The 15,044-nt window shown below is 69.1% G+C and carries 15 protein-coding genes; 9 read left to right on the forward strand and 6 right to left on the reverse strand.

The window, feature by feature from the left end:
* Positions 1–61 precede the first annotated feature (61 nt).
* Positions 62–703: an HD domain-containing protein gene (locus KBX53_RS05300; RefSeq protein WP_030330566.1), complete on the forward strand. Its 642-nt coding sequence runs from the start codon at positions 62–64 to the stop codon at positions 701–703.
* A 289-nt stretch (positions 704–992) separates the two neighbouring features.
* Here the strand turns inward: KBX53_RS05300 and KBX53_RS05305 are convergent, their stop codons facing one another.
* A complete protein-coding gene (locus KBX53_RS05305; protein WP_030330569.1) occupies positions 993–1,520 on the reverse strand; it encodes a hypothetical protein in 528 nt (175 codons plus the stop codon).
* A 227-nt stretch (positions 1,521–1,747) separates the two neighbouring features.
* On the opposite strand from KBX53_RS05305, the gene KBX53_RS05310 reads away from it, so the two are divergent.
* From KBX53_RS05310 to KBX53_RS05320, 3 genes are read left to right on the forward strand one after another with little or no spacing between them, the layout of a single operon-like run.
* Complete coding sequence (locus KBX53_RS05310) at positions 1,748–2,209, forward strand: STAS domain-containing protein (protein WP_051708293.1); 462 nt, start codon at positions 1,748–1,750, stop codon at positions 2,207–2,209.
* A 35-nt stretch (positions 2,210–2,244) separates the two neighbouring features.
* Entirely contained in the window at positions 2,245–3,459 is a 1,215-nt protein-coding gene (locus KBX53_RS05315; protein ID WP_210857998.1) for a hypothetical protein, read from the forward strand.
* The gene (locus KBX53_RS05320; protein WP_210857999.1) at positions 3,452–4,033 is read left to right on the forward strand and encodes a hemerythrin domain-containing protein; all 582 of its coding nucleotides are present in this window, start codon (positions 3,452–3,454) and stop codon (positions 4,031–4,033) included. Before KBX53_RS05315 ends, KBX53_RS05320 begins: the two co-directional genes overlap by 8 nt.
* Before the next feature lie 61 nt (positions 4,034–4,094).
* Here the strand turns inward: KBX53_RS05320 and KBX53_RS05325 are convergent, their stop codons facing one another.
* Together KBX53_RS05325 and KBX53_RS05330 are read right to left on the reverse strand one after the other, a co-directional pair.
* Positions 4,095–4,808: a GAF and ANTAR domain-containing protein gene (locus KBX53_RS05325; RefSeq protein ID WP_210858007.1), complete on the reverse strand. Its 714-nt coding sequence runs from the start codon at positions 4,806–4,808 to the stop codon at positions 4,095–4,097.
* Positions 4,809–5,041: 233 nt separating this feature from the next.
* Positions 5,042–6,169: a DUF4185 domain-containing protein gene (locus tag KBX53_RS05330; protein ID WP_210858000.1), complete on the reverse strand. Its 1,128-nt coding sequence runs from the start codon at positions 6,167–6,169 to the stop codon at positions 5,042–5,044.
* 245 nt (positions 6,170–6,414) lie between these two features.
* Here KBX53_RS05330 and KBX53_RS05335 point away from each other — a divergent pair, with 245 nt between their 5' ends.
* Both KBX53_RS05335 and KBX53_RS05340 read left to right on the forward strand, forming a co-directional pair.
* Positions 6,415–7,392, forward strand: a complete 978-nt coding sequence (locus tag KBX53_RS05335) for a VCBS repeat-containing protein (RefSeq protein WP_210858001.1) — start codon at positions 6,415–6,417, stop codon at positions 7,390–7,392.
* A 19-nt stretch (positions 7,393–7,411) separates the two neighbouring features.
* Positions 7,412–9,466, forward strand: coding sequence for an N-acetylmuramoyl-L-alanine amidase (locus tag KBX53_RS05340; RefSeq protein WP_210858002.1), 2,055 nt, complete (start codon positions 7,412–7,414; stop codon positions 9,464–9,466).
* Positions 9,467–9,580: 114 nt separating this feature from the next.
* On the opposite strand, the gene KBX53_RS05345 is transcribed toward KBX53_RS05340, so the two are convergent.
* Positions 9,581–9,784, reverse strand: coding sequence for a hypothetical protein (locus KBX53_RS05345; RefSeq protein ID WP_030330579.1), 204 nt, complete (start codon positions 9,782–9,784; stop codon positions 9,581–9,583).
* 264 nt (positions 9,785–10,048) lie between these two features.
* On the opposite strand from KBX53_RS05345, the gene KBX53_RS05350 reads away from it, so the two are divergent.
* Complete coding sequence (locus KBX53_RS05350) at positions 10,049–10,759, forward strand: DNA alkylation repair protein (protein WP_210858003.1); 711 nt, start codon at positions 10,049–10,051, stop codon at positions 10,757–10,759.
* 6 nt (positions 10,760–10,765) lie between these two features.
* On the opposite strand, the gene KBX53_RS05355 is transcribed toward KBX53_RS05350, so the two are convergent.
* Entirely contained in the window at positions 10,766–11,593 is an 828-nt protein-coding gene (locus KBX53_RS05355; RefSeq protein ID WP_210858008.1) for an SAM-dependent methyltransferase, read from the reverse strand.
* Positions 11,594–11,863: 270 nt separating this feature from the next.
* Between KBX53_RS05355 and KBX53_RS05360 the strand changes: the two genes are divergently transcribed.
* Positions 11,864–12,799: a hypothetical protein gene (locus tag KBX53_RS05360; protein ID WP_210858004.1), complete on the forward strand. Its 936-nt coding sequence runs from the start codon at positions 11,864–11,866 to the stop codon at positions 12,797–12,799.
* Between the two features lie 176 nt (positions 12,800–12,975).
* The gene (locus tag KBX53_RS05365; RefSeq protein ID WP_210858005.1) at positions 12,976–14,676 is read left to right on the forward strand and encodes a cellulose binding domain-containing protein; all 1,701 of its coding nucleotides are present in this window, start codon (positions 12,976–12,978) and stop codon (positions 14,674–14,676) included.
* A gap of 76 nt (positions 14,677–14,752) precedes the next feature.
* On the opposite strand, the gene KBX53_RS05370 is transcribed toward KBX53_RS05365, so the two are convergent.
* Positions 14,753–15,044, reverse strand: a 292-nt coding sequence (locus tag KBX53_RS05370; RefSeq protein WP_210858006.1) for a substrate-binding domain-containing protein, incomplete at its 5' end; no start/stop codon positions are given.

Consider the following 15,044-nt stretch of genomic DNA (forward strand, 5'->3'; position numbering starts at 1 on the left):
GTCCAGCGGGTGACGCTTGACGCACCGGAGCCCGGCCGGGCTCCCGACCGACAGGACAGTGATGAGCCACACAACGATCGCCGGCGTCCGGATCCCCGACTCGCGGCTCGCCACCGACGCCACCGAACTCGTCCGCGAGGCCACCGACGACCTGCTGTTCCATCACTCGCGGCGGGTCTTCCTCTTCGGCACGCTGCAGGGTCGGCGGCTCGGCCTGACGGCCGACCCCGAACTGCTCTACGTGGGAGCGATGTTCCACGACCTGGGACTGACCGAACGCTACCGCCGCGACGATCAGCGCTTCGAACTCGACGGCGCCGACGAGGCACGCCGCTTCCTGCTGTCGAACGGCATCGGCGAACACGAGGCCCGGCTCGTCTGGGAGGGGATCGCCCTGCACACCACGCCCGAGGTTCCGTACCGGCTGGAGCCCGAGGTCGCCCTGGTCACCGCGGGCGTCGAGACCGACGTGCTCGGAATCGGCTACCACGAGTTGACCCCAGCCGACATCGCGGCGGTCACCGCCGCACACCCGCGGCCGAACTTCAAGCGGGCCATCGTCGACGCCTTCGCCGCTGGTTTCCGGCACCGGCCGGACACCACCTTCGGGACCGTCAACGGCGACGTGCTGGAGCACCGGGTGCCGGGCTACCGCCACATCGACTTCGTCCGGGTCATCGAGGACTCCGCCTGGCCCGAATGACCCTTACAGCTCGGGGTGGCCGAAAAGTCCGGGCAGCCCGCCGGTGTGCACGAAGACGAGCCGGTCGCCGCGCGGGAAGCTGCCGGCCAGCAACGCCGCCACCGAGGCCGGTGAGATCGTCACGTTTGAACCAGAGCTCGGCCAGCCCCAGCCGGGCGGCGAGCCGGGGCGCGGCCTCCACCGGCGTGGGCCACGTGCCGAGAGGAACGGGTGGGATCATCCGTGCAGCTAAGCACCCCACGGCCCGACTCGCAGCTTCCTGGCTGCGCGCGGCTCCTGCGTGGCGCGGCTAGGCCCGACGTGCCGCCACCCGATCCAGCGGACCGACGTCCGCGTGGCGACCGGGGCGCAGCGCCGCGTGTCGTTGCCCGGGGCCTGCCCCGTCGCGAGCGGCGAGCGCGTCGGCCACCACACCGGTGGCGAACGCGTAGATGGACTTGTGCACGATGTCGATGGCGAGTTCGGGCCGGGGCCAGGTCAGCGGCGGCGCCCCGACGCCGGTGGCGTTCTCCAGGATCTGGTCGTTGCTCAGGCGCAGCGCGGTGAACATCGTTGAGGCCCAGACGCCGCGCAGCCCCGCCTGCGCCATGACGCTGCGCAGCACCCCGACCAGTACGCCCTGTCCGTAGTGCATGGTCAGGTTCTGCCAGCGGGGCTGGCGCCCTTCCGGCAGGCCGGTGAGCCTGGCCAGCACCTGGGCCGGCACGTAGGAGTCGGGGCGGCCGGTCACCCGCTGTTCGAGCTTCTCCGCGGCCGTCATCACCAGCGCTCCGGCCAGGCCCGCCACCAGTCCCTGCCACACCGCTCGCTTCAGCATGAGTCAGCCCTACCCGCCGGGCCGACGTCCACACCCGCGAGTCGTCGGCGGACGTCTCGGCCGGAGGCCAGTTGGTTTACCACCGTTCGGGGCGGGTACGGTGGCGGTTGGGTCAAGACATGCGCCCTCCAGTGGTCAGTCCTGTTCGTGCACGCGCACGACAGGTCGGCCACCCTCGTCGAGGGCGGAGAAAGCATGTGATCGACCAAACCCCCCTTTCCCGGCCGGTGTCACCTGACGTCCTGAATGATCAGGGCACCGTCCTGGTCGAGCCGATCCTGTCGCTGACGATGAGCCACGACGGCCCGGTCAGTGTGATCAGCGTCGTCGGCGAGATGGACATGAGCAACGCCCACCTCCTCATCGAGTTGGTGGAGCAGCTGTGCCGCGCCCCCACACCACGGATCGCCCTGAACCTGTCGGCAGTTCGCTTCCTCGGGGCCCACGGCATCAGCGCGCTGCTCCGGTCCGGTCAACTGGCCGCCCAGGCCGGGGGCCGGCTGACGCTGCGCGATCCCTCGCCGTTCGTTCTCCGTGTCCTCGGCGTGACCCGATTGCTGCGGCATCTCGAACGTGATGACACGTCGACCCCGACCGGTGCTCGCATCAGTGGCGTCGTCGCGCCGCCGCCCCGCCGTGCCGCACCGCCACATCAGCCCCTCAGCCCGTCCGTCGCCGACCAGCCCTAGACGCGCGGCGACAGTTCCCCCGATCAAGGAGACGCATGTTCAATCCACTGGACCACAAGGGAATTCCGCTCGAGAGCCAACTCCGCAACTGGCGTGAGCTGAACGTCGAGCCGATCGATCCGGAGGCGGTCGACCCGTACACCCGGTGCCGGATCATCACCATGAACGGCATCGAGGTGGAGGCGATCAACTTTCAGCACCAGTTCGCCCGCAACTGTCCGGACCAGGAGGTCCGTCGGCAACTTGCCTATGTCCGGTACGTGGAGAGCCAGCAGCAGCGGGTGGTGAACTGGCTGCTGCCCGGTGTCGCCAGCGTGCTGGAGACGACGCTCGGCTACGAGCAGGTCGCCGTCGACCTCACCGCCTGGGTGGCCCGCCACGAGCCCGATCCCTACCTGAAGCAGGCGTACGAGTTCGGTGTGCTGGAGGACTTCGACCATCTGTACCGCTACGCCAATCTCTACGAGATGGTCGAGCGTCGTAAGGCGGAGAAGATCGTCGACGGGCTCACCGAGGTCATGCCGGGCCGGCCGACGGTGTTGGAGCACCGGCACCCGTTCGACGAGATCCGCACCCCCTACGACCGCAACTCGGTCGACCCGCGCTCGAAGCTGCACGCGCTGACGATCCTCTCGGCCGAGCAGCAGGTGATGTTCTACTACATGAACGTCGGCCCGCAGTACATGGAGCCGATCGCGCGCCAGCTCTACCAGGAGATCAGCCTGATCGAGCAGGAGCACGTCACCCACTACGAGTCGCTGTTGGACCCGGGCGAGAACTGGTGGGAGCGGCTGCTCACCCACGAGTACAACGAGTGCTGGCTGTACTACTCCTTCCTGCAACAGGAGAGTGACCTGCGGATCAAGGCGATCTGGGAGCTGCACCTGCAGATGGAGCTGGCCCATCTGCAGCAGGCCGCCGACCTGCTGCGTCGCCACGACGGGCGGGAGCCCGAGGAGATCGTCGGCAGCGCCGGCCTCCCCGACCCGCTGACCTTCGAGCCCAACAAGGACTACCTGCGTCACCTGCTGGCCACCCAGATGGACCTGACGAAGCTCGGCGAAGGCTACGTCCGCGAGGCCCACGAGCGTTTCGAGTGGATGCAGCAGCAACTGCACGACGGCCAGCAGCCGCCGAGCGAGCAGGTCATCGACCTGCACCGGGAACGCTTCGGCGACGAGTACCGCATCGAGACCGAGGGTCCACACCCGGTCGAGGCCCTGCGTTCCGAGGGAGGAAGCCATGCCTGACGCCGGCACCCCGGCCACGCCAGGGCCCGAGGAGGACGTGGTCGACCTGCTGCTCGCCCAGCACGCCCAGATCGAACAGCTATTCCTGCTGGTCATCGGCGGCACCGGCGACACCCGGCGGGACGCCTTCGACGATCTGGTCAAGCTCCTCGCCGCGCATGAGACCGCCGAGGAGGAGGTCGTCCACCCGCTCGCCCGGACACTGCCCGGTGGGGGTGGTGACGCGATGGTCGACGACCGGCTCGACGAGGAACGGCAGGCGAAGGAGACCCTGCAAGCCCTGATCGAGGGTGGCGTGGACGCGGACGGGTTCGACACCGGCATCGTCCTGCTGCGCGAGGCGGTGCTGGTGCACGCCCGGCACGAGGAGCGCTATGAGTTCCCCCAGCTTCGCCAGCACGTACCGGTCGACCGGCTCCGCAGCCTCGCCACGGCCGTTCGGGCGGCGGAGGCGTCCGCGCCGACCCGGCCACATCCCAGCGCCCAGTCCGCGAAGGGCAACCTGGCCGCCGGCCCGGTGCTGGCGGTCATCGACCGGGTACGCGACGCGGTGCGCAAGCCTTCGGAGAGCTGACCGGGATGACAGGGTCGCCCACCCCGTGTGGGCGGCCCTGCCCGCCGGCAACCGCCGATACTCACCCGCGGGTGCTACCCACTGTCTGGGCAACCAGCGCCTCCGCGACCTCGCGCACCTTCCGGTTGGTGTCCTGGGAGATCTTGGACAGCAGCGCGAACGCCTCCTCCGCCGAGCACCGCCGTCCCCCCATGATGATCCCTTTGGCCTGCTCGATCACCGCCCGATTCCGCATCGCCTCCTGCATCTGCGCCGCCAACGTGGCGGCGTTCTCGTACAGGTGGGCGTTGGCCAGCGCCACCGCCGCGTACGCGGCGAAGCCCTCGGCGCTGGCGATCGAGGATGGGTCGAACGCGTCCACCGAATCGCTGTAGACGTTGAGCGCACCGACGACCGACCCCTGGATCGGAAGCCCGATCGAGAGGGAGCTCTGCACGCCGGCGGCGCGAGCCCTCTCCGCCCAGGCCGGCCAGCGCTCCTCGGCGGCCATGTCCGGCACCGAGATGGTGTCACCGCTGGCGGAGGCGTCCAGGCACGGGCCCCGGTGCTGCTCGTACTGCCACTCGTCCAACTGACGGGCCAACTCGCCGGTGAACGCCCCGGTCCAACCGACCCGACCCCGTACCAGGGTGACCGTCACCTCCCTCGTCCCGGGAATGCTCCCTTTGGCGAGCTCGGCGATCCGAAGCAGCACGTCATCGAGGCTGACCTCGTCGAGTCTGACCCGGCCCAGTTCGGCCAACGCGTCGGCGGGGTCCATCGTCGGCTGCGTCATCGCAGTGCCCTCCTCGGTCGGCATCCGTCGGAACGGGGGTTCCGGCATGGCCGGCACCTCGTCAGATGCCCAACGCAGCTCCGCTCCGGGCGGTCCTCAGCAATCTTGGTGCTACCCGTTGAATCACCCGCTCACACCCCGTTCAGTCCCGGGCGGCCCACGGCTGCGCCGGTCAGCTCAGGGGGCCGGAGCAGCCCATCCCTGAGTCTCGACGGCGGTCGGTAAACGGCCCGTCACACAGTGCCGGTGAACTGGCTGACGTGGTAGGCGGTGCTGCGGCCGTCCGGGGTGCGGGTCCATTTCGAGACCATCAGATGCAGGTCGTTGGCGTTCCGGCTCGACCAGGGATGGATGAACCCACCGTAGAGCGCGGGCTCCTGCCAGCTCGTCACCTGAATCTTCTCCGTCGACCAGGCCCGGTCGGGTCCGGCGGCGGTCCGGGTGACCAGGCACCCGTTCTGGCAGTTCAGGTACGACATCACCCAGGTCCCGTCAGCCAGCCGGCGCACCGACGGTTCGCCGAAGCGGCCGGTGAGGATGGGTGTGCAGGGTCTCCCCCAGCCCCAGTTGGTGCCGTTCCAGCCCCAGCCCTCGTACGACTCGGGGTAGAACAGCCGGTCCCACCGGACGCGTCGCAGCATCATCGGGCCGTCCTGCCGCCCGGACCGGACCGAGAAGACGTAGACGTACTCGCCGTCGCGTTGCATGGTCCACATCTGGTACGGGTCCTTGTTGTCCGGGCTGTTCCACCATTTCAGCGGCGTACGGATGAAGTCGTTGCCGTTGTCGGAGTAGGCCAGTCCCGCGTAGCGCGACTTCCAGTGCGGCCCGGCCGGGCCGGCGGAGTTCCAGTTCTCGATGCTCAGGTAGGAGATGAGCTGCCGACCGGTCTCCGGAAAGCTGATGCCGTCGTTGGGGATGACGGTCACCTCGGGAAGACCATCGATGCCGATGCCGTGGTGGCCGTTGTGCATCAGCTCCGGTGCCCGTCCGTTGCCGGCGACGCGTGCGGCGCTGTCGAAGACGATTCCGCCCGGCGCGCCGGGGTGGACGGCGGAGCGCAACATGACCGGCGAACGCCAGTCGTTCGGCAGGGGCGGGCCCTCGGGCCACGGCGTGTCGAAGGTGTCGCCGAAGAGGTAGCCGATCGACCCGTTCTCCAACACGTACGGGATGCCCAGATCGGTGCCGGCCACCCGCCAGCGGCTGTTGGTGTCCAGGTCCGCGCCGGTCAGCCGCTTCTTCCAGACCGCCGCCTGGGCCGGAGCGGCAGTGGCCAGGATCGCGCCGACGGAACCGACCGCGCTGGCGGCCCCGATCGCGGCGGCGTGGCCGAGCAACGAGCGACGACGTACCCCCATGGCTGCCCCTTCCTGTCGCACTCGTCACGGCCGTGCCGTGTGGATGGACAGCGGTTGCGGGCGAGTAAACCCGCCGACAATCACCACTGTCAATACCTGCCCGCCCTGAACGATGCATTGAAGGAATTCTTCATAGAAGATTGACAGTCATCATCGCCCTGAAGAAACTCTCAGCATTCGGTTCCCGGTCAGCGGCGGTCTGGTGACGCCACCAGCTGACCATCCCCGACCCGACGAGGAGCAGCGTGAGACGTACTCTCCTGGCCCTGCTGACGGCCCTCGGCGTCGCTGGCACGACGGTCCCGGCCACGCTGGCGCACGCGGACCCGGTCGGCACCCTGGCCTGCCCCTCCATCCCCGCCAACCGCGACCCGGCGGTGACAGTGGTCGTCTATCGGGTCGCCCGGGCCCACAACGCCAACGACAAGGTGATGCTGTCCGCGTTCGAGGCGGGCTGGGTCGAGTCGCACATGAACAACCTGCCGTGTGGCGACAAGTCGTCGCTCGGGGTGTTCCAGCAACGCTGGGACTACGGGTGGGGCACGCCGGAGCAGATCATGGACCCGGTCTACGCCAGCACCCAGTACGTCACCCGGGCCATCGTCTGCGACCGGGACAACCCCGGTTACAGTGCCGGCCAGGTCGCCCAGTGCGTCCAACGCTCCGGTTTCCCCGACCGGTACGACCAGGCGGCCACCACCGCCCGCGCCCAGCTCAACGAGGCGGCCCGCACCCACGCCGTCGCCGGCGGATCCGCCACCGACGTCACCGGCGACGGCCGGGACGACATCGTCGCCTTCACCCAGAACGCTCTCGCCGACGTCTACGTGGGCACGTCCACCGGCAGTTCCTACACCGGCACCTCGGCGAAGTGGAACGACTTCTTCTCCCTCGGTGGCGAGACCGCCACCACCGGCGACGTCAACGGCGACGGCAGGGACGACATCGTCACCTTCACCTGCGATCCCAACGCCGACGTGTACGCCGCGACCTCCACCGGCACCGGCTTCTCCGGGACCACAGTGAAGTGGCACGACTTTTTCTGCCTGGCCGGCGAGTTCCCGTACCTGGCTGACGCCAACGGGGATGGCCGCGACGACCTCGTCGTCTTCACCAAGGGCGGCACCAACGACGTCCACGTCGCGCTCTCCACCGGCACCGGCTTCCTCGGCGCCACCAAATGGCACGACTTCTTCGGCCTCAACGGCGAGACGACGCTGTGATCAACGGAGTGGAGACCTCATGCGACTGACCAGGCGCACGTGCGCCCTCCTCCTGACGGCGGCACTGGCCGGTCAGGTCGCGGCCGCGCCGGCCGACGCGGCCGGACCCGCGGCCCCTGGCTCGCTCACCGCTGACTTCGCCCGGGCCGCCGCCGAGTTCGACGTGCCCCGGGACCTACTGGTCGCTGTCGCCTACGGGGAGTCCCGCCTGGACGCGCACGGCGGTCTGCCCAGCCAGGCCAACGGGTACGGGGTCATGCACCTGGTCAGCAACCCCACCCAGCACAGCCTGGAGCGGGCGGCCACGCTGACTGGCGAACCGGTCGACCGCCTGCGCTCGGTCACCTCCGCCAACGTCCGCGGCGGTGCGGCGGTGCTCCGCGACCTGGCCGACGCCGAGGGGATGACCAGCGCCGCACGCGACCGGATCTCCGCCTGGTACCCGGTGGTGGCGCGGTACAGCGCCGCCGTCGACGCGTCGACCGCCCGGCTCTACGCCGACCATGTCTACGACCTGCTGCGTACCGGTATCGCCGCCGGCCCGGTACCTGTCGCGGCGCACCCACTGCGACCCGACCTCGGCCGATACGCGGGCGTCGCCCCCGCGGGCACCGCCGGGGCGAACGTCGCGGCGGCGCTCCCGGAGTACGCGCCCGCCCGCTGGGTGCCCGCCTACGCCGGCAACTACCAGGTCGGTCGGTCGGCACGAATCACCACTGTGGTGGTGCACGTGACGCAGGGGTCCTACGCCGGCACGGTGAGCTGGTTCCAGAACCCGTCGGCGGGGGTGAGCGCGCACTACGTGGTGAAATCGAGCAACGGCGAGATCACCCAGATGGTGCGCGAGGGCGACACCGCGTACCACGCACGCTCGGCCAATCCGTACGCGGTGGGCATCGAGCACGAGGGGTTCGTGGACAACCCGGCCTGGTTCACCGACGCCATGTACCGGTCGTCCGCCGCGCTGACCCGCTACCTCTGTGACAGGTACGGGCTGCCGAAGACCCGCGCGGCGATCAGGGGCCACAACGAGATGCCCGGCAACGATCACACCGACCCCGGTCCGAACTGGAACTGGAACTACTACATCTCCCTGGTCAACGCCGGCGGCTCGGGCGGCCGGTACCTGGCGGGGTCACCGACGGACTTCACCGGCGACGGCCGTGACGACATCGTCGCGTTCACCCGTGGCTCGCTCAACGACGTGTACGTGTCGGTGTCCACCGGCTCCTCGTTCGCCGGGACGTCGGTGAAGTGGAACGACTTCTTCGGGCTCAACGACGAGACGCTGCTGTCGGGCGATTTCAACGGCGACGGCCGCGACGACATCGTGGCGTTCACCCACGGCTCGCTCGCCGACGTGTACGTGGCGCTGTCGACCGGGTCGTCGTTCGCCGGCGCCACGAAGTGGCATGACTGGTTCGCGCCGAACTCCGAGGTCGCCGCGGTAGGGGACGTCAACGGCGACGGACGCGACGACATCGTCGCCTTCACCCATGACGCCGCCGGGGACGTGTACGTCGCACTGTCCACCGGTTCGTCGTTCGTCGGGACAGCGCTCAAGTGGCACGAGTACTTCTCGATCGCCGGTGAGTACCCGGCCCTCGGTGACGTCAACGGCGACGGCCGCGACGACATCATCACCTTCACCCAGGGCCCGGTATCGGCATCGGACGTCATCGTCGCCCTGTCCACGGGAGCCTCGTTCGGGGCGGCACAGACCTGGCACGATTTGTTCGCCGTCGGGACGGAACAACCCCGCGTCGGGGACATCAACGGCGACGGTCGCGACGACATCGTCACGTTCACCTGCAACGCCGATGCCGACGTCTACGCCGCCGTCTCCACCGGCACCTCGTTCGTCGGCACCACGGTCAAGTGGAACGACCTCTTCTGCCTGCCCGGGGAGTTCCCCTACCTGGGTGACTACAACGGCGACGGCAAGGACGACATCGTCGCCTTCACCAAGGGCAGCTTCAACGACGTCCACGTCGGCCTCTCCACCGGCACCAGCTTTCTCGGCGCCACCAGATGGCACGACTTCTTCGGCCTGCCCAACGAGACCACCCTCTGACCCCAGGGAGACCGCACATGTTCGACGTTCCCCCGTCCGCGTCGATCAGCCAGCGCCGGCTGATCGGTGGTCACCTCCAGGACAAGAACTCCCAGCGTGCCCGCTTCCACGTCGCTACCGGTCGACGCGTCTCATGCTGCGATACACCACGGTGATGATCAGGAAGAGCGTGCCGACGAGCACGAGGGTGATCACGGCGTTGACCGCCACGGGCAGGTCCTGAACGAGGTACTGCTTGACGTAGTTGCTGCCAAGGATGACGAGGACATAGATCCACCAGGGCGCCCACTTGCCGTTCTGCTGCTCTTCCCCACTCACGGATGACCTCTTTCGACCTTGGTGCCAGGACCCCCGCCGACCGCGCGGCGACGCTGCATTCACTCTGGCCCCGAATGTCGGCCGTGCCATCGACACGGGGAACGAGAACGGCCTCATCAGTTGGTGCTACGACCCAAACCGGACGCCGTAGTGGCGCGAGGTGCCGGTGGGCACTTCTTCCGCCACGACCTGTTCGTCCAGGACCTCAACGGAATGCTCCGACGCCTACGCCGCGCGGGCTGACCCCCGGTAGCGTTGACGGTCATGGTCACCAGCGTCGACGTACGCCGGGCACTCGCCAGCCTCGCCGACCCACGTCGAGCCGAGGCGTCGAGCCGGTTCCTGCAGATGGTCGCCGGTGGGTACGGCGAGGGTGACCGGGCCATCGGGGTCTCCGTGCCGGAGCAGCGCAAGGTCGCCGCGCGCTACTGGCGCGACCTCGCGCTGGCCGAGACGACACGGCTGCTCAGCGGTGACGTGCACGAGGAGCGGCTGACCGCGCTCTTCATCCTGGTCCGCAAGTTCAGCACTGGCGACGAGCGGGAACGCGGCCAGATCTTCGACACCGTCCTGGCCAACACCCGCCACATCAACAACTGGGACCTGGTGGACTCGTCAGCGCCGTACATCGTCGGGCCCTGGTTGATCGACAGGGACCGGAGCGTTCTGGACCGGTTGGCCGGGTCGAGCCTGGTGTGGGACCGCCGCATCGCCATCATGGCGACGTTCGCCTTCATCAAGGTCGGTGACTTCGAGTGGACCTTCCGACTCGGGGACCGGCTCCTGCACGACCCGCACGACCTCGTCCGCAAGGCGGTGGGCTGGATGCTGCGCGAGGTGGGCAACCGGGACAGAGCGGCGGAGGAGGAGTTCCTCGCCCGCCGCTACCAGGTGATGCCACGGGTCATGCTGCGGTACGCGATCGAGAAGTTCGAACCGCGGCGTCGTCGCGAGTACCTGTCCGGCGCCGTCTAGACAGCGTCAGCGCTTGCGGCCCACCCCGCCGAAGGCGTCGATGTCGACAGGCGTGTCGACCGCGTCGTCGGGTCGCCACTGCGGGCACGGCACGACGCCGGGCTCGACCAGCTCCAGCCCGTCGAAGAAGCCGGCGATCTGGTCCGGCGAGCGCAGCGTGTACGGAGTCGCCCCGCTGTCGTTGTAGTCGTCCTGCGCCTGCTGCATCTCGGCGCTGATCAGGCTCGTGCCGTCGTTGAGTGAGAGGTAGCTGCCGCTCGGCAGCGCCGCCACCAGCTGCCGGGTGATCGAGCGGGCCGTCTCGTAGTCGGGCACGTGGCCCATCACCCCACTGAGGATGAGGCCGATCGGCTGTGCGAAGTCGAGCGTCTTGCCGGCCTCGGCGATCACCGCGGCCGGGTCGTGCAGGTCGCCGTCGATGTAGGCGGTCCGGCCCTCGGCGGTGCCCACCAGCAGAGCACGGGCGTGCACCAGCACCAGCGGGTCGCTGTCGACGTAGACGATCCGCGCCTCCGGTGCGATCCGTTGGGCCACCTCGTGGGTGTTGTTGGCGGTCGGCAGGCCGGTGCCGACGTCGAGGAACTGGCGGATGCCCGCATCGGCGGCGAGGAACATGATCGAGCGGACCAGGAACTGCCGGGAGGCCCGGGCCACGTCGACGACGCCGGGGAAGACCTGCCGGTACTGGTCCCCGGCCTCGCGGTCGACAGCGAAATTGTCCTTGCCACCGAGCCAGTAGTTCCAGATCCGCGCCGAATGCGGCACCGACGTGTCGATCTTCTGCGGACTGCCAGCCGCACCGGCTTCGGGCCGGCCGCTCGTCGACGATTCCATGGTCACGACGAAACCCCCATATGTATGCGTACGCGACGGTGTCCTCGGGACGGCCCACGTGGAGGAAGTGACCGCCCGTGACCGTGCCACGGTATAGAAGGTCGGACATCCGCACCACACCGGTCGCTCCACAGCAGACCCTGCGGCTCGACCCGCTCACGCTGAGCGGACGGCGCACACCGTCCAGCTGAGCACCGTCCCTCCCGGGAGGGAGGGCGGTCCCCTGCCAGCGGGGTTCGCCCGCCACCGGACGCCGCAAGGATCGGGTGCATGGCGGCATCGACACCAATCAGCGGTCGGGGCGTCCACGGTCTGACGTACGCAGTGCTCGGCTGGGCCGTGGCATACGGGGGCGTACGTCTGGCCTGGACGGTCGGCGAGGCTCCGGAGTTCGGACGGCTGGGGCTGGACCTGCTCGGTTTCACCGGCTGGTGGTCGGTGCTGTTGTGCGCGGCGGCGGGCGGGCTGGCGGTTGCCCTGGAGTGGGTGCCGACCTGGCGGCCCGCGCTCGCGGGGCTCGCCTGGACGGTCGCCGGGTCGCTCGTCGCGGCGGCCGCGATCCTCCTGCCGGAGCTGGTGGACTTCCTGCTGTTCACCGTCGGCCCGTACTTCGATCCGACGGCGTTCGCCAGCCGGCTCGGCTGTGTCACCGGAGCGGTCCTGCTCGCTCTGTCCACCGCGCGCTACCAGCGGCGCACCCGGGGCGACTGTCCGGACTGCTGCCGGACCGTCCGGCCGGGTGCGCGGCGCTCGACGTCCGCGCGGTGGGCGCGCTGGGCCGCGTACGCCGTGGTGGGTGGCCTCGTGACCCGGTTCGCGGCCCAGTTCGTGGTGGGATTCGACAGCGTCGACCAGGACGCCTCGGTGCTCGGGCTGGAGATCGGGCTGGTGCTGGCGGGAGTGCTGCTGCCGCTGGCGCTGGTGCACCACTGGGGTGAGGTCTGGCCCGGTTGGGTGCCGCTGGTGGCGGGCCGCGTGATTCCTCGACCGCTGCTGCTGGTGCCCGGCTTCGGGCTCGGCGCGGGCATCGTGGCCTATTTCGGGATGGGGATGGCGCAGGTGATCTCGGGCTCGCCCAGCGAGTTCTCGGACGCGTTCCTGTGGGTGGCGATCTCGGCGTACCTCGTCATGGGGTTGGGTCTGGTCGTCGCGTCCACCGACTACCACCTGCGCACACGCGGGCAGTGCAGGACCTGCGGCCGGTGACGGCACCCGCAGGCCCCGGCTCAGATGCATTGACAGGAATCGTTATACGAATTAGCTTTCTGAGATCAGCACCTGGGAGCGCTCCCAACCCCCCACCGTCCGACCGTCGCTGATTCTCACCGCAGACGAGCCCTCCCGAGGCGTGGAAACCACCACCATTTTTCCGGAGGAGACTCATGAGAAGACGAGTGACACACACCGCCCTGGTGTCGGCCGGCGCCGTCCTGCTGGCGTCGGCAGCGGTCGCCGTGGCGGTGCCGGCGGGTGCCGCGGCCGCCGGCTGTTCGGTGAACTACAGCGTGTCGTCGCAGTGGCAGGGCGGATTCGGCGCGACCGTCACCATCACCAATCTCGGTGACGCGCTGACGGGTTGGACACTGACCTGGCGCTACGACGCCGGACAGACGGTCACGCAGGCGTGGAACGCGACGGTGACCCAGAGCGGCGCCGCCGTCACCGCGAAGAATGTCGACTACAACGGTGCCCTGCCGACCAACGGGACGGTCTCGTTCGGTTTCAACGGCTCATGGACCGGCAGCAACCCCGATCCGAGCACCTTCGCGGTGAACGGGGTGGCCTGCACCGGCGCCACGACGCCGACCACGCCCCCGCCGACGGACCCGCCGCCCACAACTCCACCCCCGAACGGGCCGGCCGACATCACGGTGAACAGCGCGACCCGGTACCAGACCGTCGACGGCTTCGGGGCCGCGCAGTCCATCTGGGGCAGCGCCTGGTCGACAACCGACACCCAGACACTGGTCGGGATGGGCGCCAACCAGTTGGGGTTGTCCATCGTGCGCACCGGCCTGTCACCGGTGTCCAGCGAGTGGGCCACGCACGTGAACTCGTTGAAGACGGCGAAGTCGTACGGGTCCAACGTGAAGATCCTCGCCTCGCCGTGGACCGCCCCGGCGGCGTGGAAGACGAACAACAGTCGGGTCAACGGCGGCAAGCTGAAGACCGACTACTACGACGACTACGCCAACCACCTGAACAGCTACGTGCAGTACATGCGCGGCCAGGGCGTGACCGTCGACGTCACGTCGGTGCAGAACGAGCCCGACTGGCACCCGGACTACGACTCGATGGACTGGAGCGGCACCGAGCTACGCACCTTCGTCCGCGACCAGGGCGCGAGGGTGCAGAACACCAAGCTGATGGTCGCCGAAGCGGTGAACATGAACTACACCTTCACCGACCCGACCCTCAACGACGCGACAGCCCGCAACAACATCGGCTACATCGGCGGGCACCTGTACGGCACCGAGGAGTCGGGCCGACTGCGGCCGTACTCCCTGGCGGAGCAGCACAACAAGCCGGTGTGGATGACCGAGTGGAACCTGCACGCCGCCGACGGGGGCGGCTCCAACATCTGGGGCAACCCCGCCAACACGGCGGTCTGGAACGAGACGCTCGACGACATCATGCGCACCGTGCACAAGTCGATGGAGGCCAACTGGAACGCCTACATCTGGTGGTACGGCAAGCGCTACTACTCCTTCATCGGTGACGGCGAGTCGGCGTACGGCACCGTCGCGGGCGCCCCCCTCAAGCGCGGGTACGCCTTCTCCCAGTACGCCAAGTACGTGCGTCCCGGCTACCAGCGGGTCGCCCTGACCAAGAGCACGAAGGCCTCGCCACTGGAGGTGACCGCCTACCAGGGCGACGGGAAGATCACCCTGGTGATCCTGAACCGCTCGAACAGCGCGGTCAACAACGCCGTGATCCAGGCACCGCAGAACGTCACCCGGGCCGAGCACTACCTCACCTCGCAGAACGCCAACGCGGCCAGCCAACCGACCACCGTCAACGGCGGTCAGGCCACCATCAACGTCGGCGCGCGCAGCATCTCCACTGTGGTGTTCACCCTCTGAGCACCTGGACCATCGTCGTCGCCGGGGGCCCCGGTCATCCGCCGGGGCTCCCGCCCGATCGCGTAGCCCACCCAGGTCAGCCGCCGGCCCCGGCCGGCGGCGCCGTGCTCTGCCGCACCACGAGCTTGGGGACGACCAGCGGTAGGCGCTGCGGCAGCGTGTCGTCGTTGGCCTGGGTGACAGCGGGGATAGCCCGACGACCGACAGCGTCGAAATCCTGCTGGACCGTCGTCAACGGCGGGAGGAGGTAGGGCGCCTCGGGGACGTCGTCGAATCCGACGACGGAGATGTCGTGCGGCACCCGCCGGCCGCGCTCGTGCAACGCACGCAGCACGCCGATGGCCATCTGGTCGTTGGCGGCGCACACC

Source organism: Micromonospora sp. M51 (assembly GCF_018070305.1).
GTDB lineage: Bacteria > Actinomycetota > Actinomycetes > Mycobacteriales > Micromonosporaceae > Micromonospora > Micromonospora parva.